We start from the raw sequence: 19,373 nt of genomic DNA, 5'->3' as shown, positions 1-19,373 counted from the left end.
CGACGGAAACGAGAATGGCGTTCGACCCGGAACCTTCCGGATCGAACGCCATTCTTTTCTTGTCTGGATGTCTCACTTCGTGAGGATGTTCAGCGGTTGCGCTTGATCAGTTCCCACTTCTGCCAGGTTCCGCCGTTGCAGGCGTGCGCGTAGGCGACGCCGACGCGGCCGGTGTCGACGCAGAGCGGTTCGAACCTGTTGCCCTTGGTGGATCGCAGTGAGACGTTGTTCCAGCCGGCTCCTACTCCGTCGAAAACGGCCTGGTCGCCGGAGGAGTTCGGCTGTGTTGCCAGCGTGGGCCTGACGTTGGGTACGGCGAAGGGGTTCGTCGGGAGGTACCAGAACTGGCTGAGGTAGCGGTTGGTGGCCGCATTCTTGATCTTCACCTGGTAGTAGCGGTCGGGCGCTCGCGTTCCTGTCAACTCGACCTCCCAGTACTGGTTCAGCACGGTGCTGTTGCACGACAGCGTGTAGACCTCGCCCCTGAGGTTGCTGTCAAGGCATCCGCCGGTCTGGATGTTGCGGAACTGGCCGTACATCGGAGCGGCCTGGGCAGGCGCCGAGACGAGAGACAGTGCGAGCAACGGCGCAAATATGACGGAAATGCGTTTGGTAATGCGAGCCGCACTCGTGAGAGTGAGCTTCATTTGGGTGCCCCTTCCAATCATGGAACGCGATGAGCTTGATGCGTGATACAGCCATCGCATCTCCTTGGATTGTCTGGGCAGGCGCGACCGTGCTCAATATTTTCGCGTACGTGAGGTACCGCGTCACGTCAGGTTTGCCCGAATGTCCGCTTTCGGTTCGCGGGTCGCTGGAAAGGCGCGTGAGACGTGCTTTCGCAGAATGTTCGTTCTCGGTGAAGCCGTGGTGAGGACGCGCACTGTCGGCCGAGAAGGAGGGCAGATCGTCGCCAGATGCCGGTGAGTCAGGTCGCGCTCTGCTCGGCTGACCGATCGGTGCGCGACCGCCAACCCCGTCAGTTCTCCAGCAAGGCCAGCTCCGCCTCGACTCGCGTCCTGTCCTCCTGCCAGACAGGGCCGTCGAGCAGGTCGCGTGCGAGCAGCAGGCACGTGCGCGCGTGCTCGTGTTCTCCCGCCATCCTCCACGCGGCGCCTTCCAGCAGTGCGAGCTCCGCTTCCCCTCCGTACCCGGCCTCCCTGACGAACGCGAGCTTTCTGGCTTCGTGGAAGGACTTCGCTGCTTCCTCCCACCTGCTCAAGCCGGCCAGGCAGGCCCCGCTACGCGTGGTCACGAGCATGGTGACCAGGCGGGCTGTCTCGACGTTCGTGTTACCGAAGCTGTGCTCGGTCTCAGTCCGCAATGGGCGGTGCAGGGCGAGCGCCTTCTCGAACTGGCCCTGCGCTTCGAAGATCGTGCTCAGCGCGAGCGTCATCCAGAACCTGACATCGAAGAACTCGTAACCCGCCGACATCTCGTAGGCACGCTGGTTGTACGCGACCGCCTCGTCGAGACAACCGACGCGCATCAACGCCATTCCGAGGCTCGCGTTCACGACGGTGGTACCCCGGTGATAGCCGATTTCCTCCGAGAGAGTGAGCGCTTCGCGCAGGATGTTCACGGCACCGTCGAAGTCGGACCGGCTCCAGGTGAGGGCGGAGCCGAGCTGCGTCAGCATGTCGACTTCCGCTGTCCGGTCGCCCAGTTCCCTGGCGGCGGCGAGGCCGATGCCGAAGATCTCGTCCCATCCGTACTGCATCTCCCTGCCGAGCGAATAACGGTTTACCGCCCAGGTGAAGTCGAACACCTCCCGGAACCGGCCGGTCTCGGCAGCGCTGCGCTGGACCGCCCTCCAGTTGGTCGCTTCCCGCTCCAGCCACTCGGCGGCCTCCGCCTGGGACCGGAAAGGAGAGTCGTCCTCCACGCCTTTCGAGTCGGGGAAGAAGAGCCGCCCCGCGACCGCGCCCTTGGTGAGCACGTGAGCGCACAGGTCGTCGTAAAGCAGGAGCCGGTGCGCTTCCGGCTCGTCGGCGAGCAGGTGTTCACGAGCGAACAGCCTGATCAGGTCGTGGAACTGGTGACGTGGTGGCGCCGAGGTGGTGGTGAGCAGCGAAGCGGCGACCAGTTCGTGGAGTGCCGGTTCGACCTCGTCTTCCTGGACGCCTGCCGCGACCGCCGCGAGGTCGGGGCCGAAATGCGCTCCCGGAATGAGTGCCAGACGGCGGAACAGGGCTTGTGCCTCCGGCGTCAGTCGCCGAAGCGAGACCTCGAACACCGCACGCAGGCTGAGGTCTCCCGCTGCCAGCGAGTCGAGGCGCCTGCGCTCGTTGCCGAGTTGCCGGGCGAGGTCGTCGATCGACCGCTGCCTGCTGGTGGCCAGACGGTTGGCCGCGATGCGCACCGCGAGCGGGAGTCTGCCGCACAGCTCCACGACCTCGTGCGCCGCCTCCAGTTCACGTTGCACCGCCGACTCGCCGACGACGGCCGAGAGCAACTCGATGGCGTCGGCGGCCGTCAGGACGTCCAGCGGCATCGTCGCGGCCGTGTCCAGATCGGGGAGGACACGCCGGCTCGTCACGATCGTGAAGGCGGTGTCCGAGGCGGGAAGCAGCGGAGCGACCTGTTTCTCGTCGAGAACGTTGTCGAGGACGACCAGCATCTTCCTCTCGCGTGTCAGTGCCTTGAACAGCGAACTGCGCTCGCTCACCTCGGCGGGGACGCGGCTGGGCGGTACTTCCAGAGCGGTCAGCATCCGCTCCAGTGCCTCGGCCGGGGCGATAGGCTGATCGTCGATGCCGCGAAGGTCCAGCGCGATGCACCCGTCGGGGAAGCGGTCCGCCAAGTGGTTGGTCGCGGACACGGCGAGTGTTGTTTTGCCGACACCCGGAGCCCCCACGATGACGACGCCGCCTCCCAACACCGCCAGTTCGAAGAGCCGATCGAGCTCTGGCCTCCTGCCCACCAGCCTGGGGGTCGACGGGAGCGAGTACAACATCGTCCTTTGTCTGGAGCGAGTGGAGCGGCGGCGGCCTTCTCTGGCGAGCATGATGAACGACTCGCGCTCGCCACCGGTAAGTCCGAGCGCGGTTGCCAGAAGCTCGGCGGACCGTTCCTGAGCGGCGGCGGCTCTGCCTCGTTCCAGCTCTCTCAACGCTCGCACACTCATACCCGAGGTGTGGGCGAGATCCGCTTGGGAGAGGCCCGCCGCTCTGCGGTAGCGCAACAGACTCTCGCCGAAGGACCGCGTGAGAGCCGAGTCAGGGTGTGTGTTCACGACAGGCATTCAACCTGCCGGACCGGTGTGGGGCGACCATTACGGAATGGTGTGCCGCCGATTTCACGACCGAGCCGTGAGGTCGGCGGCCCGCGCATGTCGGGAGGGTGGGACCGCGCGGGCCGCCGACCGAGAAGGAGGCCGAGCCTCCACGATCAGTGACGTGACGATGGCACGTGGTGGACCAACCTGTTCGGTCCTGTGACGCGATGGCCTTCTGGCTTCGCGCCGTGCCGCATCAGGACTGGCTGACCAGGAAGCCGGGGTTGCGGCCTGCGGTCAGGTTGATCTGGACGCCCTTTCGGATGTCGACCCGCGTGGTGCCGATGTGCCGCGCGCCTGAGCCGGGAATGATGGCGGAGACCGCGACGTTCTCCGGGCCGCGACTGGACATCGGCTGCAACACGCAGTTGGCGTAGTTGTACCTGACCGGGGTGAGCGTCAGGCCGCCGCGATCGAGGAATTGGACGGAGATGCCGGCGTCGCGGCTGTTGCACAGTTTGATCTTGCCAGGGGTGACCGCTTGGGCGGTGCCTGCGGACAGCAGCGACAGCGAGACGGCCGCCGCGGCGGCCGCGGCGGTGCGCTTGAAAGTCGTCGTGAAGGGCTTCATGCCGCGACGCTAAGCAGTGCGGTTGGCATCGAGGCGAGTTCCGGGGGTGACGCGCACAGTGTGTGCCCGATTGTTCCTGACGGTGCCGTGAGCTGTCCGTGAACAATATCGGAGTCCTTGGGAACGGACGAGTCGCCGACTGCGTGATTTCGGACAGCTCAGACAGCGGACCGACGTCGAACAGGATTGATGTCTCAGGGGCGGGCAATGCTGGCGGCCCTTCTGGTCGTACCGGTGAACCTGGGGAAGGTCGGGAGTCTGTTTGGGCCCATTTTCTTGACGTTACCTTGATGTACGCCTAGGGCCGTCGTGGACGGCGTCGGGACCAGGTTGGTCCGACGTCAGGCTGCGGGCTTCGCACTTCGATTCCGAGGCGGTCAGGGCGATCTCTGCGCCCGCGCCATCCAGCCGTCTGTCGCTGTTTTGTTCAACTGTAGAAACACCGACGAGCGGCGCTGACAGAAGCGGTGACGAGCTTTTCTCGGTCCGTTGTTTCGCGCGTCACCGCTGAAAGCGAACAGCAGATGCCTGGTAACAGATGGCGTCAGCCGTTGATTGCGCCCCGCATGATCCCGTCGATGATCCTCCTGGCGAACAGCACGAACGCGACAAGTACGGGGAGCACAGCGATCGTGGCCCCGGTGAGCATCAGGGAGTAGTCGGTGAAGTAGCCGCTGGCCAGACGGGACAGGGCGACTTGGACGGTCGGGCTGTCATTCGGGTCGAGCACGACGAGAGGCCAGAAGAAGTCGTTCCACGTCGCCATGAACGTCAGCATCGCCAGCACCGCCACCTGTGGCCGGATCGCTGGAAGCGCGGCGTGCCAGAACGCCCGCCAGAGAGAGCACCCGTCGACCCGTGCGGCGTCGACGAGGTCGCGCGGGACAGCCTCCTCGCACGCCTGTCGCATCCAGAACACGCTGAACGCGCCGACGAGAGCGGGCACGATCACCGCTTCGAGCCTGCCGTACCAGCCGAAGTCGCTCACCAGCAGGTATAGCGGGATCACGCCGAGGTGCCCTGGTACCAGGGCCGTGCCCACGACGACCAGGAACAGCCCGTTGCGGCCTGGAAACCGCAGTCGGGCGAAGGCGAAGCCCGCGATGCTGGCGAGGATCACGTTCGACAGCGTCACTGTCCCGGAGACGATGAGCGAGTTCCGCAACGCGAGCCAGAAGTCGACGGTGTCGAACACCCTGCCGATGTTGGCGAGGAGATTGCCTCCCGGTACCAGCACGGGCGTTTTCTCCGCGATCGCCGAGTTGTCCCGCGACGCGATGACGAACGACCAGTACAGGGGGAAGATCGACGCCGCACCGACGGAGATCAGAAGGCCGTAGGTGATGAATCTGGGCTGTCCGCGCATTCTCAGTCCCCGCTCGCGATCCTGCGCACCAGCGCGAAGTTGACCAGGGCGAACAGCAGCGAGACACCGAACAGCACCCAGGCGATCGCGGCGGAGTATCCCGCGTCGAAGAGGGAGAAGCCGTGCTCGTACAGATACATCGTCAACGTCTGGAACTCCCTTCCGCTTCCGCCGGTGCCGTTGACACCGGACGCGTCGAACAACTGGGGCTCCGCGAAGAGTTGCAGGCCTCCGATGGTCGCGGTCACCACGGTGAAGATGATCGTGGGACGAATGCCGGGCACCGTGATCGACCAGAAGGTACGCCAGCGCGATGCGCCATCCAAAGTGGACGCCTCGTACAGCTCCCTGGGAATGCTCTGCATCGCGGCCAGGTACAGCAACGCGTTGTAACCGGTCCAGCGCCACATGACCATCACGGACACGGCGATGTGCGCGGTCAATCGGTTCGACTGCCAGTTGACGGGGTCGATGCCGACGACGCCGAGCATCGTGTTGATCACGCCGTAGTCTCTGCCGAAGAGCTGGCTGAACACCAGCGCCACCGCTGCGACCGACACGACGTTGGGCACCAGGACCGCCGCTCGCCACGCGGTGCGTGCGCGTAGCGGGCGGCTCAGCAGCGCCGCGAGGCCGAGCGCGGCGAGAAGCTGTGGCACGGTGGACAACAGGAAGATGCTGACCGTGTTGAACAGGGCGTTGTAGAAGTAGCGGTCGCTGAACAGTTCGGCGAAGTTGGCCGGTCCGACGAAACCCTCGTCGCCGTTGATGAGATGCCAGTCGTGCAGGGAGACCCAGGCCGTGTACAGCAGCGGGAACAGTCCGAACACGCCGAAGACGACGTAGAACGGCGCGATCATCAGGTAGGGGCTGATCCTGCGGTCGAACCAGTCGCCCCGACCGGTTCGCGCGGGGAAGGAGCCGCCTGGTCGCATCCATCGCCTCGGTGACCGCGACACTTCACACGTACTGGACACGGTATTCGCCCTTCTCGACCCTGTACGGCGCTTCACGCGACCGGTTGCGGCGCTGGAACGAGTCCTCTGTGGTGGGTCCGGGCGATGGCGAGCGTGCTGCCGTCGCGTTCGCCCGCAGCTCCGCCACGAACGGACGGGATGACGACAGCCGACGCCGATGGTGTGAAACGCTCGATGAACTGTCGAGGAGGCATGTCGTCGGCCCTTCGGTAGCGCTTGGCCAGCCTCCGCTCGGCGCGGGGCGGGAGACCGGGCTCTCCAGTAAACAACGAGCGGGGCTCGTCAGCCCACCACAACCGTGGCGGCGGCACCGGATCTGCGCTGATCATCGGATCTCCTTGGCGCGTATGGCTTCTTATCGTCGTCGAGGTGTAGTTTCAGTCTGGTCCTCAAAGGAACGGAGATTCAGATGTCGCCAGGTGGTCGAGGGACGGTTCTCGTCGCGGGAGCCGGAATCGCGGGGCTGGTCACCGCGCTGCACCTGGTGCGGTCCGGCTGGAAGTGCGTGATGTTCGAGTCCGCCGACGCTCCGCATCCGGAGGGAGCGGGGCTGCACGTCGCTCCCAACGGCGCGCGCGTCCTCTCCAGGCTGGGCGTGGAGCTCAGACCGGCGGCCTGCGCTGTCGACGCCATCGCGGTGCGCCGCTGGGACAGCGACGAGGTGCTGGGGCTGCTGCCGGTGGCGGGCAACGGCGATGCCGCCTACTACACGATGCACCGCGCGGATCTGCACCGGGCGTTGCTGGACCGGCTGCCGGACGGTGTGGTCCGCTTCGGAGCCCAGGTGACGGAAGTCGCTGAGAACGAGTCCGGGGTGACCGTGTCGCTGGCGGACGGATCGTCCTGGGACGGTGACGTGCTTGTCGGAGCGGATGGAATCCACTCCACCGTGCGCACGCTCCTGTGTGGTGACGGCCCAGTCTACACCGAGAACGTGATGTACCGGGGAATCGTGCCGGCCGGTCCGGCGACGAGTGTGCTGCGTGACGATCACGCGACGATCTGGGCCGGTCCCGGCAGTCACTTCGTCGCCTACCCGATCAGTGGCGGCGAGGCGTTCTACATCAGCGCGAGTGCCGACGGACAGCGGTGGGAGGACGTCGACTGGTCCAGGCTCGCCGATCCCGCCGTGGTGCGCGAGCCCTACGAGGGCTGGCACGACAACATCGGGAGACTGATCTCCGCCGCGCCCGGTATGACGAAATGGGCGTTGTTCGACCGACCGCTGCTGGAGCGGTGGCCGGGACAACGCATCACCCTGGTGGGGGACGCGGCGCACGCGATGCCTCCTTTCCTGGCACAGGGTGCGAACCTGGCGATGGAGGACGCGGCCGTTCTCGTGTCCTGTCTCGACAGATCCGGCGGCGATCTAGCATCGGCGTTGCGGCGGTACGAGACCGTTCGGGCAGAGCGGGTCGCCGCGGTACACCGGCTGACTTCCGCTCGTGGAGCCACCTTCCGGTTTGCTGACGGAGTGGACCAGCGTGCCCGCGACGCCGCGTTGCGCGAGGGCTCGCTGGCCGACGACTTCGACTGGATCTTTGGTTACGACGCCGACGAGGTGCTCGGTTGAGATCAGAGTCCGGTATGGACTGTCAGCGAGCTGAACCCGCGGAATCCCAGGTTGGTGTTGTACACGGGCGGTACCTCGGGTACCACCCGTAACGAGGGGAAGCGGGTGGCGAGCGCGCGCAGCGCCATCCCGGTCTGCACTCGGACCAGAGTGGCTCCGATGCAGTTGTGCGCGCCGCGGCCGAACGACAGGTGCGCGTTGGGCTGGCGAGTGAGATCCAGCTTCTCGGGATCGCGGAACGCGTTCTCGTCACGGTTCGCGGCACCGATGTACAGCAGCACCGGCTGTCCCGCTTCGATCTTGTGTCCTTTGTAGATGAAATCTTCCGCCGCCATGCGGCCGATGTACTGGACCGGGCTGTCGTAGCGGAGGAACTCCTCGACGGCGTAGTGCAGGCTTCTGTCGCTCTCCGTCAGCAGATGCCGCTGCTCCGGGTGGTCTTCCAACGACCACATCGCGTTGCCGATGAGGTAGCGGGTCGGTTCCAGGCCGGCGAACATGAGCAGCATTCCCTGCGCGCAGGCCTCGTTGAGAAGGAACTCGAAACCGTCTGTCTTCTCCTCGGCCAGCTTCGTGATCATCGTCGGACGATGGCCGCGGATCGCGTTGCGGGCGTGTTCTCCGAGGTAGTCGGCGAAATCGTGGATCGCACGCCGGCCCCGGCGCAGGTCGTCCGCGACGAGAGCGCTGGCACCGAAGAGATAAGCGATGTCGTCGGACCACTTCGCCAGTTGTTCGTGGTCTTGCCGAGGAGCACCGAGCAACTCGGTGATGACCATCGACGGCAGCGGGCGCGCGAACTCCTCGATCAGGTCGTGCCGACGGGACCATCCCGACAGGAGAGTGTCGATCGCGTTCTGGATGACCGGCACCAGGACCTCTCTGGAGAACAGGTCGCACACCGCGTTCATGTGGCGCCGGCGCATCTGGTGCTCGTGACCGTCGAAGAAGGCAACCCATCGGGACAGAACAGGAACGATGTCCGCGAACTCCTGGCGTTGCTCCGGCGGGAGAGCTTTGATGGGAAGCGTTGCACGGTTGTTGGTCAAGCGCGGATCTTTGAGCAGTGCGACGACATCTTCGTAGGAGAAGATGACCCAGGAACCGCCGTACATGGACGAGTGGTGAACGGGGTCCGTGCGACGCAGACCGGAGTAGGTGGGGTACGGATCAGGTACTAGCTCCAGATTGCTCAGAGAGAACAGGTCGGTCCCCAGCGTACTCCCAGCGGTCACGAACGACCTCCCACCTGAGTTCTGGCATCGATGGCGCGGGCGAGCAGCCGCTGCGCACTGGCGTAGCCGACCTGGTGGTTGCCGATCTGCTGGGCGGTGAGCCGGGCGACCTCGTCGTCGAGCGCGATCGGGTCACCCGCGGCCTCGGCGAGAAGGCTGATGTGGCAACAGGTGTCGAAGATGGTGAACCACCACACGGCGGCGTCGAGCGTCTCCGCGACGGCGACGAGACCGTGGTTGCGCAGGATCACGCCCTTGGCGTTACCGAGCGCGGCAGCGATCTGCTTGCCTTCCATGCGGTCGAACACGATGCCGGTGAAGTCGTCGAAGATCGCGTGGTCCTCGTAGAACGCCGTGTGGTCCTGGGTGATGGGTTCCAGAAGCTTGCCGAGGCTCGAATAGGCGCGACCGTAGGTGGTGTGCAGGTGAATCGCCGCCTGGGTGTCCGGGCGCGCCGCGTGGATCTCGGCGTGGATGGAGAAGGCAGGAAGGTTGACGACGCCCTCTCCCTCCACGGTGAGTCCGGTCGCCCCGTCGACGCGGATGAGCTGGTCGGGCGTCATGTGCGCGAACGGCACCGTGATCGGATTGGTCCAGAACGTCCCGGTGTCCTCCGGGTCCCGCACCGTGATGATCCCGGCGATGCCCTCGTCGAAACCAAGGCTCGCGAAATGCCAGAACGCCGCGCACAGGCGCGACTTGAGGTACGTACGCTCCTCGGCGGTGTTGTCGAAGGTCGCCTCTGGCAGAAACTGGTTGTCTGCGGCCTGAGCGGATTTCGTCACGGTCTTCTCCTCGATGAAACCGGATCTCGGTTCGTCAGTTGGTCTCTTTGGCCCACGTGTCGAGCACGGCGCGGATGTCTCCCGCGTACTGCCGTTCCGACTTGAGGTAGGTGCCGTGGCGGCCGAACGACCAGCCGAACACGGTGAACTCGTTGCGACTGACCGGAATGTCGCCGAAGAAGCCGGTGAGCCGTGTCGGCAGCGGCGGCAACGCCTCGACGGGTACGTCGAGGACGGAGACCCCGACGTCGAACGCCTTGCCGGTGGTGGCGTTGACCCCGAGCGCGACGCAGTAGTCACGCGAGATGTGCTGGACGACGGTGTCGGCAGTGGCCGGATCGACGGGCGCGGCTCCTGCCAGCGTGACGTGGCGATCAAGGTCCGAACGGGACAGTGGTCCTTCGATGTCGAAGTCCAGCACCACCGATCCTTGTCGCCAGTCGACCGCGGCGAAGCTGATCCGTCGCAGGTTCAGCTCGGCGAACTCGCCGATGCGGTCCGCGAGCACGGCCGGGACACCAGGGGCACCGAGGATCTCGTCGTGCGGCCGTTTGGTGCCGAAGTAGAACCAGGTCTTCGTCAGGCCGAAGTCCGAGTCGAACGAGCACGAGTGGCGTGTCCTGCCCTCGTACAACCCGCCCCACGCCCGTGCGAGTGGGAGCAGGGAGTGATCAGCGGGCAGAAGGCCTGCGGCGAGGGCGCGTTCGGTGGTGTCGATCGGTGACATGGGAAAGATCCGGTAGGACAGCGGGGCCTGAGCCTGATCGGTGCTGCGCCACAGAACCGAACCGGAGAGGAACGGCTCGGGGAACGCGGTGAAGACGTCCGACGCCGTGTGCGGGTCGCAGGGAGCGCCGATCGCGGCGGCGGTCCTGCTGACGTCCCGCTGGAAGTCCTCGGCGGTGAAGTCGTGAAGATCGGACATGCGGCTCCTGTCGACGTACGTGCTTCAGCGCGCGCTGAAGCGGCGATCACCAAGCGGGAAGGGAGAACGGAGACGCCGGCACGTCGGATGTTCGGGAGTGCGACATTCGCGTGCAGACAGACAAGTACCTACGCCCATGCTCCCGGAGAATCAAGGCTGCATTAACCAAACCTCAGCAGGACATCAGAAGGTCTGTTGAGTGCGAACGATTTCGTCGATGTGTTGCGGTGGAGGCAGAAGTGCCTGCTCCGATGGGCTTGAGGTGCGGAGGCGGACAGCGAGCTTACGCATGCTGTGCTTACGACGTATCTCGTTTGAGAGGGCGCGAGGGGGCTCACGAGCTGTTCGAAGTGTGCCCGAATTGTTCGCGGTGTTGCCTTTGTTGTCCGCCGATGGCGGCGATGTCATTGCTGAGCGAAGCCGTGGAGCAACGCGTTGTGCTGCCTGCTGAGCTTGTGTGGTCCGGAGGATTCCCCGGCGGAGAGCCCACCCAGGTCGGGTTGGGATTGCTGGGGTAGGGCAGCGTGAGGCTGCGTCGGGCCTTTGAAACGGGGAGCTGGTGTCGCGCCCCGCTGACGTGGACCTGCGTGCCCGAGCTGACGGGACTTGAGCCCGGAAGAGCCGCCTGATCAGCGCGTTGAGTCCTCCGGTCCGCGTCTTAAGAAGGTCTGGAGAACCTGATCGCAGTCTTGGACCTGTCAGCCAGGCCAGACAGGCGAAGCTCAACCAGGGTGAGGGAGGCGGCCGTGAAGGAAGTCCGCGTCAGAGTTCGCGCAGCCGATCCGGTCAGTGAAGCCGGTCTGGCCAGCATGTTGCGGACCCAACAGGCGATCCACGTGCTGGAAACCGATCGGCCGGGTGACGAAGCCGCCGATGTGCTGGTGCTTTCGGCAGATCGCCTGAAGCCGGACCTGGTGCTGTCGCTGAGGCGTGCGGCCCATGCCGGTGGTACACCGGTGGTGTTGGTGATCAAGGAGATCACGCAGGAGGAGCTGTTCACCGTCGTCGAGTGCGGGGTGATGGCGATCGTGCCCTGCCAGACCGTGACGGGTGAGCGGCTGGGCGACGCAGTGAGGGCCGCGGTGGGCGGGGCCGGCGCCCTTCCCTCGCGACTGCAGGGTGCGTTGATCAAGCACCTCGGGAAGCTGCAGCGGGAGGTTCTTGCTCCGCTGGGCCTCAACTCGGCCGGGCTCACGCCACGGGAGATCGACGTGCTTCGACTGATGGCGGATGGCCTGACCACCGAAGAGATCGCCGACAAGCTCTGCTATTCGGAGCGGACGATGAAGAACGTGGTTCACGGAGTGACCAGCAGGCTCAAACTGCGTAACCGCGCTCACGCGGTGGCGTACGCGATGCGAGCGGGACTCATCTGAGTCATGTGCGGTTCGGTCGGTCGGATACTGCTGCGGCGAGAGGTTCGTGACATGGGTGAAGCGTGCGAAAGCGGGAATGACGGCCTGATCGACTCTTGGTTCTTGGCTGATCTTGGTGTGCTAGTGGGCTGGGATGGCGCCGAGCAGGAGCCGGTCTCCCAGGAGTGACAGGGTGTACCGGCGCCGCGGCCAGGCGCAGTGGTGCTAGTGGGCGCATGCCGGTCGAACGATGCGCGTCGGCTTCCGATTTTCGTGGGTGATCGAGAAATGAGGTGGCTGCGGGAGAGAGAAAGTGACGAAGGCGAATTGGTCATCAGGGTGAAGTGATACGCCGCCGCGCTCGGCCTGAAAGGGGCGGACGCGGCGGCGCGCTGGTGTGCTCCCACGATGAACCGCGCCGGTCGTACGGCCGCGTGGACGGTCTGCGTCGGCGGTTCGTCCGGCGGCGACGGTGATGGCCCGTGCGCGCTCGGTGATGGGCGGCGCTGCCGTCCCCGGCGTTGGAAACACTCTGCTCGTGATCCTCGATAACGAGGCACTGGATCGGTAGTGTCCAGTGGAGCAGAAACGTGAGGACGCTTATGTCCGTGCGCGCCGTGAAGCGTGGGTTGTTGTCGCAGGTACAGGTGTTCGGACCGGTGCGTGCGTGGCGGGGAAGTCAGGAGGTCGCGCTCGGTTCCGGTCAGGCCCAGGCGATCTTCGCCATGCTCGCGCTCCGCGCGGGCAGAGTCGTGCAGACCGACGAACTCGTCGCCGGGCTCTGGGGAGACGCGGCGCCGGTGTCGGGGCGGGGCATTCTGCACACCCACATCTCGGCGTTGAGGCGGGCGCTGGAGCCGCAGCGCGATCGCAACGCGTCGACTCTGCTGCTGTCGGAGGGCGCGGGCTATCTGCTGCGCCTGAACCACGATCAGGTCGACGCTTTCCGGTTCGGGGACGCCGAGGATCTCGTCAGGAGCCAGCTCGCGAACGAGTCGCCGGCGGCGGCTCTGGAGACAGTGGACGCGGCGCTGGCCTTGTGGAAGGGCGAGCCGTTGTCCGGTGTCCCCGGCCCCTGGGCTGAGCACGAGCGCGGCAGGCTGGTCGAGGCGCATCGTTCGATGGTGGAGCACCGCGCGGAGGCGCTGCTGGCCATCGGCTGGTGGGATCAGGCGGTACACGAACTCACCGCGTTCGTCACGGCGAATCCGTTCCGCGACAAGCCGCGGGAGATGCTGCTGCGGGCGTTGTACGAGGGCGGAAGGATCGCGGAGGCACTGGAGTTCTTCCGCTCCACGCGCGCCTTCTACATCAGTGAGCTGGGCGTCGAACCGGACGCTTCGTTGCGCGAGCTTCACGAGCGCATCCTGTCCGACGACCGCGATCTCGCGATCCCGCACGCGCCGTCGAAGGCGGAGGACGACGACGAGTCTCTCGCGTTGTTCGGTCGCGTGGAGGAACTCGCGGCCGTGAGAGCGGCGGTGCGGGACGTCGCGGAAGGCACCGGATCGGCCGTCTGGGTAGAGGGCGAGATGGGGATCGGCAAGTCCGCGCTGCTGAGCGCGGCACTCTCACTCTCCGCGGCGAGGTCGTGCGAACGCGCGCATGCCGTCGCGGACGAGCTGGGACAACGGTTTCCGCTGAATCTCGCGTTCGACTGCTTCGGGATCGACGCGCATACCTCGAACGAGCACAAGCTCGCCATCTGGCGGTCGGTGCACGACGACGCGCTGAGCGTGTCCCTCGGCGGCGGGCTCCCGATCTTCGGCACCATCGACAAGATCATCGGCTTGGCCGAGAACCTCTGCGCCAAAGGCCCGCTCGTGATCGTCCTGGACGACGTCCAGTGGGCGGACGAGGCGAGTCTGGAGGTGGCGCATCGCCTGTGCTCGCTGACCACACATCTGCCACTGCTGGTGATCTGCGCCGCCCGCCCGCTTCCCGCCAGGGCCGAGGTGACTCAGCTGCGCCTGGCGGTGACGTCGGTGGGCGGCACGGTGCTCGACCTCGCGCCGCTGACCGAACAGGCCGTCGACACCATGATCGGTGATCTCGTCGGCGCGCGCCCTGGCGTGGAGCTCAGCAGAATCGTCGAACGCGCGGCGGGCAACCCGCTGTTCCTGCGGGAGATGGCGGACATCCTGCTGCGTGAGGAGGCCGTGCGGATCGAGTCGGGCACCGCGGAGGTGAGTTCGGCGACCTTCGAACACGTGCCGGTCTCGTTGGTCGCCGCCGTCTCCATGCGCCTCGACTTCCTGTCGTCTCGGACCCGTGACGTGCTGAGCTGGGCCGCGTTGCTGGGAACCGAGTTCAGCGTCACCGATCTCGCGACGGTCAGCGAGCGCGGGGTGTCCGCGCTGCTGCCCGCCATCGAGGAGGCGTTCGCGGGCAGCGTGCTGCGCGAGGCGGGAAACCGGCTCGCCTTCCGGCACCCGCTCATCAGGCAGGCGATCTACGAGCGGATGCCGCTGGGGCTGCGGATCGGGCTACACCACCAGGCAGCCGAGATGCTCGCCAGGTCCGGTGCCACCTCGGGCTTCGTGGCGGAGCAGGTGCTCGCGTCCGGCGAGACGAGCGAGTGGGTGGTCGAATGGCTCTCCGGAGCCGCACCCGCCCTGACCTACCAGGCACCCGTGGTCTGCATCGAGTTGCTGCACCGCGCCCTGGACGCGGACGACACCTCCGAGGTCCACCGTGGCGTGCTGGCCGCACAGCTGAGCAGCGCGCTGTTCCGCGTCGGCCGCGACACCGAGGCCGAGCAACGCGCACGCCTGGCACTTGACCTGCTGGACGACCCGCACCAGGCGGCTGAGATGCGCTGGATTCTCGCCTATGTGCCCTACCGCGCGTCTAGAGCGGCGGAAGCGATCATGGAGATCGAAACCGCGCTCGCGGAGCAGACACTGCCCGATCCCTGGAGAGGAAGGCTGCTGTCCCTGCTTTCCTTGGTGCAGCGGGCAGGACTCGGCGATCTGGACAAGTCGGTCATCAGCGCGCGGGAGGGCATCTCCGAGGGCGAACGAGCGGACGATCCGTTCTCGATCGGGCAGTCCTTGGAGGTGCTCTGGCAGGTCGACGCGGTACGCCGTGACTACGGTCGCGCCGTGGGACACCTCGACCGGGCGCTGGCGGTGATCGGGACCGACGTGAACTTGACCGATCTTCGCCTCGTCGTGCTGGACAACCGCCTGTTCACGTTGCAGTGTCTCGACCGGCTGGACGACGCCAGCGAGACGCTGCGCCTCGCGTTCGAGATCGCCGCCCAGAGGGGTGCTCCCGACGCGGGACTGCACGTCGCCGCGGCGGTGCACCACTTCTGGCTCGGCGACTGGAGCGAGTGCGCGGCCAGGCTGGGCAAGGTCATCGGCGGTTCCACCTTCACCGGGTTCGGGCTGCGAGAAGGCGGACCCGTGCTCCTCATGCACGGCGTGGGAGCGTTGATCGCGGTGCACCAGGACGACGACGCCGCGCTGAACGAGCACCTCGAAGCCGGTCTGAACTTGCCACTGGTGACGGCAGCCGATCGCGAGAACTGCGACTTCCTGATGGCCGCTCGCGCGCTGGCTGCCGTGCGGTCCGGCGATCCGCACGCCGGGATCGCCATGCTGGCGACGATCCTCGACACCAGGTACGCGCAGATGATGCTGAGGCATCAGTGGTTGCCCGACCTAGTCCGGCTTTCGCTCGAAGTCGGCGACACGCGGACCGCGCTGGCGGCAGTGGAGGCCTGCGAGGCGGAGGCGACGATGGAACCGACTCCGGCACGTGCCTCCGCCGCCGCACGGCGTTGCCGCGCGCTGGTGGAGTCCGACGCGCGGGAACTCGCGTCCGTCGCGGAGCACTACCGGCAGGTGGGCAGGAGGGTGGAGCTGGGGTACACGCTGGAGGATCTCGCGGTGGTTCACCAGGCGATGGGGAACGCGGACGAATGCCGGGCCTCCGCCCAGCAGGCCGCCGTCCTCTACGGCGAGCTGCGTGCCCACTGGGATCTCGAACGTATGCGGACCAGGCTTCACGGTGTGACGACGGCATGAGCCCGGTCGTCACCTCGCCGGGGAACTGTCATCGGTGGGGGTGCCGGCGGTGTGGGGGCCGGCACCCGCCGGGCCTGCCGCCGCTTTCTGAACCCGTGCACGCGCCCGGCTGACATCCCACGTCGCGCCAAGCTTCTCGTAGGCGGAAATCGCCTGGTGGAGCGCGGCCATCGCCATTCGCGGCTCGTCGATCTCAGCCAGGACGACCGCGATGTCCTCCGTTGCCTCGGCCGCCTCGAGCCACAGACCGGCGTCTTGGCAGTGGTCGATCGCGGTACGGAGCAGCGCGGCGTCACGGTTGACAAGACCGCGGCACCGCGCGCGAGCTACGAACGCTCCGGCGGGAAGGACTTCCTTCGAGGCCTCCAGGTCACACAGTTCCAGGACACGGCGGCTCACGTCGGCGGCGCCGAGTTCGAGCGCGAGCCGGAGAACGAGCGGTAGCCACTGCGCGCGGGCGACCGGCGTCTCCTCCTGGTGGAGAAGGGAGCGCAGGGTGGTGAGCGCCTCGTCCTTGTCGCCCCCGAGCTCGTGCACCAGGGCCAGTGCCACCGTCGGGATGCCGTGGTGTTCCATCCGGGCCGCCGCGTCCTGTCCCCGCGTGGTCGCGATGGTCAGATGGCGCGAGGCGGCGGCGTGATCGTTGCTACGCGCGGAAATGATGGACGCTACCGCGTGCGGTGTCAGTGCGAATCCGGGCGACCTCAGTTCGAGTGAACCGGACGGGGTGTCTGCGAAGTCGAGCACGCGCCGCCAGCGACCAGTCCGGTAGTCGTGCACGACGTCCGCCGCACCAGGATCACGTTCAAGATTGAGCAGGGAGAATCGGTGACTCTCCACGAGGCCGGCCCTCAGGTGGTTCGCGTCGCCGAGCCGATCCGCCGCGGCGAATGCCCGTTCGATGTGGGACAGCGACGCGAGGTGGTCGCGCTGGACGGTGCGGACACGCCACATCGCGTGCTCGGCGAAGACGGTCGCACGGTCGTCGGCGGCGTGCTGGAGCGCGGAGGCGGCCGAGTCGAGCGCGGAAAGAAGATCACCGGCGTCGGCCGCGATCGTGGCCTTCTTGGCATGGAGCAACGCCTGCCAGAAGGGTGACTTATCCGCCTCGTCGAAGGCCTCCGCGATGATACCGGTCGCGGCGTCGAGGTCGCCGTCGTGGTGACGTTCCTGGGCGAGCACCCACAGCATCTCGACCGTAAGGCCGGCGTCATGAGTGCGTGCGAGCACCTGCTGGGCGGCATCTCCCGCGGGACGGCCCAGCTGGAACAAGGCTCGCGCGAGCACCAGCGTGAAGCTCTCCCGCTCGCCACCGTCGAGAGTCGCGCTGGCCAGCAGCCTCGTGAGCAGTTCGGAGAGCAGCTCGGCTGAGCTTTCGAGCAGCTTCTCCGCGTTCTCCATAAGCCATGGGACCACCGTCACGTCCGGCACCGTGGTGGTCGCGACGAGGTGGCTGGCGATCTTGTGAGGCGGTGCGCCCATCCGCAGCAGGACAGTCGCCGCGTCGTGGTGCATCGCCTCCCGCACCGACGACGGCGTCGACTCGCGCAGGCATAGCTGGATGATCGGATGCCGGAAGGCGAGGTTGACGCCCGCGCTCGTCAGCAGACCGACAGCGCAGGCCTCCTCGATCGCCTCCATCAGGGTGCTCATCGGGCGGCTCATCACCAGGGCCGCTTCCTTGATGGAAAACTCGGCCCCCAGAAGAGACGCGTGGCGGAGAACCTCGACGGTGCCCGGTGAGAGCGTGTCGAGGTGTCTGGTGAGGGAGCTCGTCAACGACTGGGGCAGCCGGACTGGAGTATCGCGGGCGATCTTCTCGCCGGGAACTCCCGCCCAGGTGGGATCGTCAAGCAGACACCGGACCACCTCTTCGAGGTAGTACGGGTTGCCTCCGGCGAGGGTGATGGCTCTGCCCAGCCCCATGCCTTCTGTTCCCGCGATTCCGCTCGCGAGTTCGGCGGCGTCGTCGGGGGAGAGCGGGCCGAGAGTGATGTGGTCGCCACCGGCGGCGGTGAACGCACGGCGCAGCCGGATGCACAGCCGCTCCCCGTGAACGAGCCTTGAGGCGCACAACAGCAGCAGCGGCCGTTGCCCGGTCAGCCGCACAAGGCGGTGCAACACCAGCACACTGGCCTCGTCGGCCCAGTGCACGTCATCGATCACCAAGGCGAGTGGCTGATCCGCGCAGAGCTGGTCGACGAGGTCGACAAGACGATCGACCGCAACGAGTTCCGCATCGGAGGCACTGCCGGGAGAAGGAACGTTGTGGAGGGCGTCCAGGTCCCGTGCCACCGCGACGCACCGTGGATCGGTCGCCGTGGCGCTCACCCCGAGACACCGCAGGATCAAGCGGAACGCGAAGCGGTGCCCCAGTTCGTCGCCGGTCGCCGACAGCACACGAATCCCGGCGACGTCGGTGGCGGAGGTAAGGAGAGCCGTCTTGCCGATGCCGGGTTCCCCATCGAGCCAGACGCATCCACCCCGTCCGCCGCGCAATCTCTCCATCGCGTCCAGCACCGGCCGGGTCTCGGTGGCCCTGCCGACGAGCATCGGCCTCGCCACAGTGACTTCGGTGGACTGCCGTGGCGGTGGAAGACCGTCGTCGGAACGAATCCGCTCGTAGAGGCTGGTGAGTCCCGCCCCCGGCTCGATGCCGAGCTCTTCCACGAGGTGTGATCGTGCTTGCGCGAACGTCGCCAACGCCTCGTCACGCCTGTCCAGTTGGTACAGGGCGGTCATGAACAGCGCCCTGATGTCCTCGCGCGCCGGGTGTTCGCGCACGAGCTTGTCGAGGTCGGGCACGGCCTGCTCGGCCAACCCCGCGTCGAGCATGAGCTCAGCCCGCTTCTGCTGGGCCGCTAGCCGCAGGTCGAGCAGATGGAGACGGTAGGCGTCGGCGAACGGGCACGCGATGCCGTCGAGCGGTTCGCCTTCCCACAAGGCCAAAGCCCTGTCCAGTTCGGTGAGCGCGCCGTTCGCCTCCATGCGGTACGCGCTGTCGACGGAAGTTTCGAATCGATGCGCGTCGATATCGTCTCGATCGATTCGGAGGGAATAGCCCGAACCGACAGAAGCCAGCACAGTTGGGTCGGAACGCCGGGTGCGGTCCGGTTCGAGCACTCTGCGCAGCGACGACACGTAGGTGTAGATCGCGCTGTCGACACTGGCAGGAGCGGTGTCGCCCCACAACCCGTCAATGATCTCGTTGCGTGACACCACCTGCTCCGCGCGTGCTGCAAGCAGTGAGAGCATCGCGCGCATCCGAGGGGTGC

At 66.5% G+C, this 19,373-nt stretch carries 12 protein-coding genes and 1 pseudogene; 3 read left to right on the top strand and 10 right to left on the bottom strand.

Translation table 11 applies throughout. The annotated features are described in order from the left end of the window. Positions 1 to 89: 89 nt before the first annotated feature. The 6 genes and pseudogenes from QSK25_RS40835 to QSK25_RS40815 form a co-directional block, all read right to left on the bottom strand. Positions 90 to 647: an RICIN domain-containing protein gene (locus tag QSK25_RS40835; protein ID WP_285646620.1), complete on the bottom strand. Its 558-nt coding sequence runs from the start codon at positions 645 to 647 to the stop codon at positions 90 to 92. A 332-nt stretch (positions 648 to 979) separates the two neighbouring features. Further along, a complete protein-coding gene (locus QSK25_RS40830; RefSeq protein WP_285646619.1) occupies positions 980 to 2,956 on the bottom strand; it encodes an NB-ARC domain-containing protein in 1,977 nt (658 codons plus the stop codon). Positions 2,957 to 3,025: 69 nt separating this feature from the next. Further along, positions 3,026 to 3,244, bottom strand: a pseudogene (locus QSK25_RS45520) (helix-turn-helix domain-containing protein); the annotation flags it as partial. 229 nt (positions 3,245 to 3,473) lie between these two features. Beyond that, the gene (locus QSK25_RS40825) at positions 3,474 to 3,848 is read right to left on the bottom strand and encodes a hypothetical protein (protein ID WP_285646618.1); all 375 of its coding nucleotides are present in this window, start codon (positions 3,846 to 3,848) and stop codon (positions 3,474 to 3,476) included. A 544-nt stretch (positions 3,849 to 4,392) separates the two neighbouring features. After that, positions 4,393 to 5,214: a carbohydrate ABC transporter permease gene (locus QSK25_RS40820; protein ID WP_285646616.1), complete on the bottom strand. Its 822-nt coding sequence runs from the start codon at positions 5,212 to 5,214 to the stop codon at positions 4,393 to 4,395. Positions 5,215 to 5,216: 2 nt separating this feature from the next. Further along, a complete protein-coding gene (locus QSK25_RS40815) occupies positions 5,217 to 6,074 on the bottom strand; it encodes a carbohydrate ABC transporter permease (RefSeq protein ID WP_285646614.1) in 858 nt (285 codons plus the stop codon). 526 nt (positions 6,075 to 6,600) lie between these two features. Here QSK25_RS40815 and QSK25_RS40810 point away from each other — a divergent pair. Further along, entirely contained in the window at positions 6,601 to 7,764 is a 1,164-nt protein-coding gene (locus tag QSK25_RS40810; RefSeq protein WP_285646613.1) for an FAD-dependent monooxygenase, read from the top strand. 2 nt (positions 7,765 to 7,766) lie between these two features. Here QSK25_RS40810 and QSK25_RS40805 read toward each other — a convergent pair whose 3' ends face one another. From QSK25_RS40805 to QSK25_RS40795, 3 genes are all read right to left on the bottom strand, one after another. Next, on the bottom strand, positions 7,767 to 8,879 hold the full coding sequence (locus tag QSK25_RS40805; RefSeq protein ID WP_285646606.1) for a cytochrome P450: 1,113 nt from the start codon (positions 8,877 to 8,879) through the stop codon (positions 7,767 to 7,769). A gap of 116 nt (positions 8,880 to 8,995) precedes the next feature. Continuing rightward, the gene (locus QSK25_RS40800; protein WP_285646605.1) at positions 8,996 to 9,784 is read right to left on the bottom strand and encodes a class II aldolase/adducin family protein; all 789 of its coding nucleotides are present in this window, start codon (positions 9,782 to 9,784) and stop codon (positions 8,996 to 8,998) included. A 34-nt stretch (positions 9,785 to 9,818) separates the two neighbouring features. Beyond that, on the bottom strand, positions 9,819 to 10,709 hold the full coding sequence (locus tag QSK25_RS40795) for an aromatic prenyltransferase (protein ID WP_285646604.1): 891 nt from the start codon (positions 10,707 to 10,709) through the stop codon (positions 9,819 to 9,821). Between the two features lie 746 nt (positions 10,710 to 11,455). Between QSK25_RS40795 and QSK25_RS40790 the strand changes: the two genes are divergently transcribed. Together QSK25_RS40790 and QSK25_RS40785 are read left to right on the top strand one after the other, a co-directional pair. Beyond that, the gene (locus tag QSK25_RS40790) at positions 11,456 to 12,085 is read left to right on the top strand and encodes a helix-turn-helix transcriptional regulator (protein WP_285646602.1); all 630 of its coding nucleotides are present in this window, start codon (positions 11,456 to 11,458) and stop codon (positions 12,083 to 12,085) included. Positions 12,086 to 12,672: 587 nt separating this feature from the next. After that, a complete protein-coding gene (locus QSK25_RS40785; RefSeq protein ID WP_502881948.1) occupies positions 12,673 to 16,098 on the top strand; it encodes an ATP-binding protein in 3,426 nt (1,141 codons plus the stop codon). Between the two features lie 9 nt (positions 16,099 to 16,107). Here QSK25_RS40785 and QSK25_RS40780 read toward each other — a convergent pair whose 3' ends face one another. Beyond that, positions 16,108 to 19,362, bottom strand: coding sequence for an ATP-binding protein (locus QSK25_RS40780; RefSeq protein WP_285646601.1), 3,255 nt, complete (start codon positions 19,360 to 19,362; stop codon positions 16,108 to 16,110). Positions 19,363 to 19,373 lie beyond the last annotated feature (11 nt).

Source organism: Lentzea sp. NBRC 102530 (assembly GCF_030269365.1).
Lineage (GTDB): Bacteria > Actinomycetota > Actinomycetes > Mycobacteriales > Pseudonocardiaceae > Lentzea.
The sequence above is the reverse complement of the archived record's forward strand: the minus strand, read 5'-3'. Positions and strand labels throughout refer to the sequence as shown.

What these genes read in the sequence shown, in the direction of transcription:
- QSK25_RS40835 (WP_285646620.1), bottom strand. Translation starts at nt 647, where the DNA reads ATGAAGCTCACTCTCACGAGTGCGGCTCGCATTACCAAACGCATTTCC.
- QSK25_RS40830 (WP_285646619.1), bottom strand. Translation starts at nt 2,956, where the DNA reads ATGTTGTACTCGCTCCCGTCGACCCCCAGGCTGGTGGGCAGGAGGCCA.
- QSK25_RS40825 (WP_285646618.1), bottom strand. Translation starts at nt 3,848, where the DNA reads ATGAAGCCCTTCACGACGACTTTCAAGCGCACCGCCGCGGCCGCCGCG.
- QSK25_RS40820 (WP_285646616.1), bottom strand. Translation starts at nt 5,214, where the DNA reads ATGCGCGGACAGCCCAGATTCATCACCTACGGCCTTCTGATCTCCGTC.
- QSK25_RS40815 (WP_285646614.1), bottom strand. Translation starts at nt 6,074, where the DNA reads ATGATCGCGCCGTTCTACGTCGTCTTCGGCGTGTTCGGACTGTTCCCG.
- QSK25_RS40810 (WP_285646613.1), top strand. Translation starts at nt 6,601, where the DNA reads ATGTCGCCAGGTGGTCGAGGGACGGTTCTCGTCGCGGGAGCCGGAATC.
- QSK25_RS40805 (WP_285646606.1), bottom strand. Translation starts at nt 8,879, where the DNA reads ATGTACGGCGGTTCCTGGGTCATCTTCTCCTACGAAGATGTCGTCGCA.
- QSK25_RS40795 (WP_285646604.1), bottom strand. Translation starts at nt 10,709, where the DNA reads ATGTCCGATCTTCACGACTTCACCGCCGAGGACTTCCAGCGGGACGTC.
- QSK25_RS40780 (WP_285646601.1), bottom strand. Translation starts at nt 19,362, where the DNA reads ATGCGCGCGATGCTCTCACTGCTTGCAGCACGCGCGGAGCAGGTGGTG.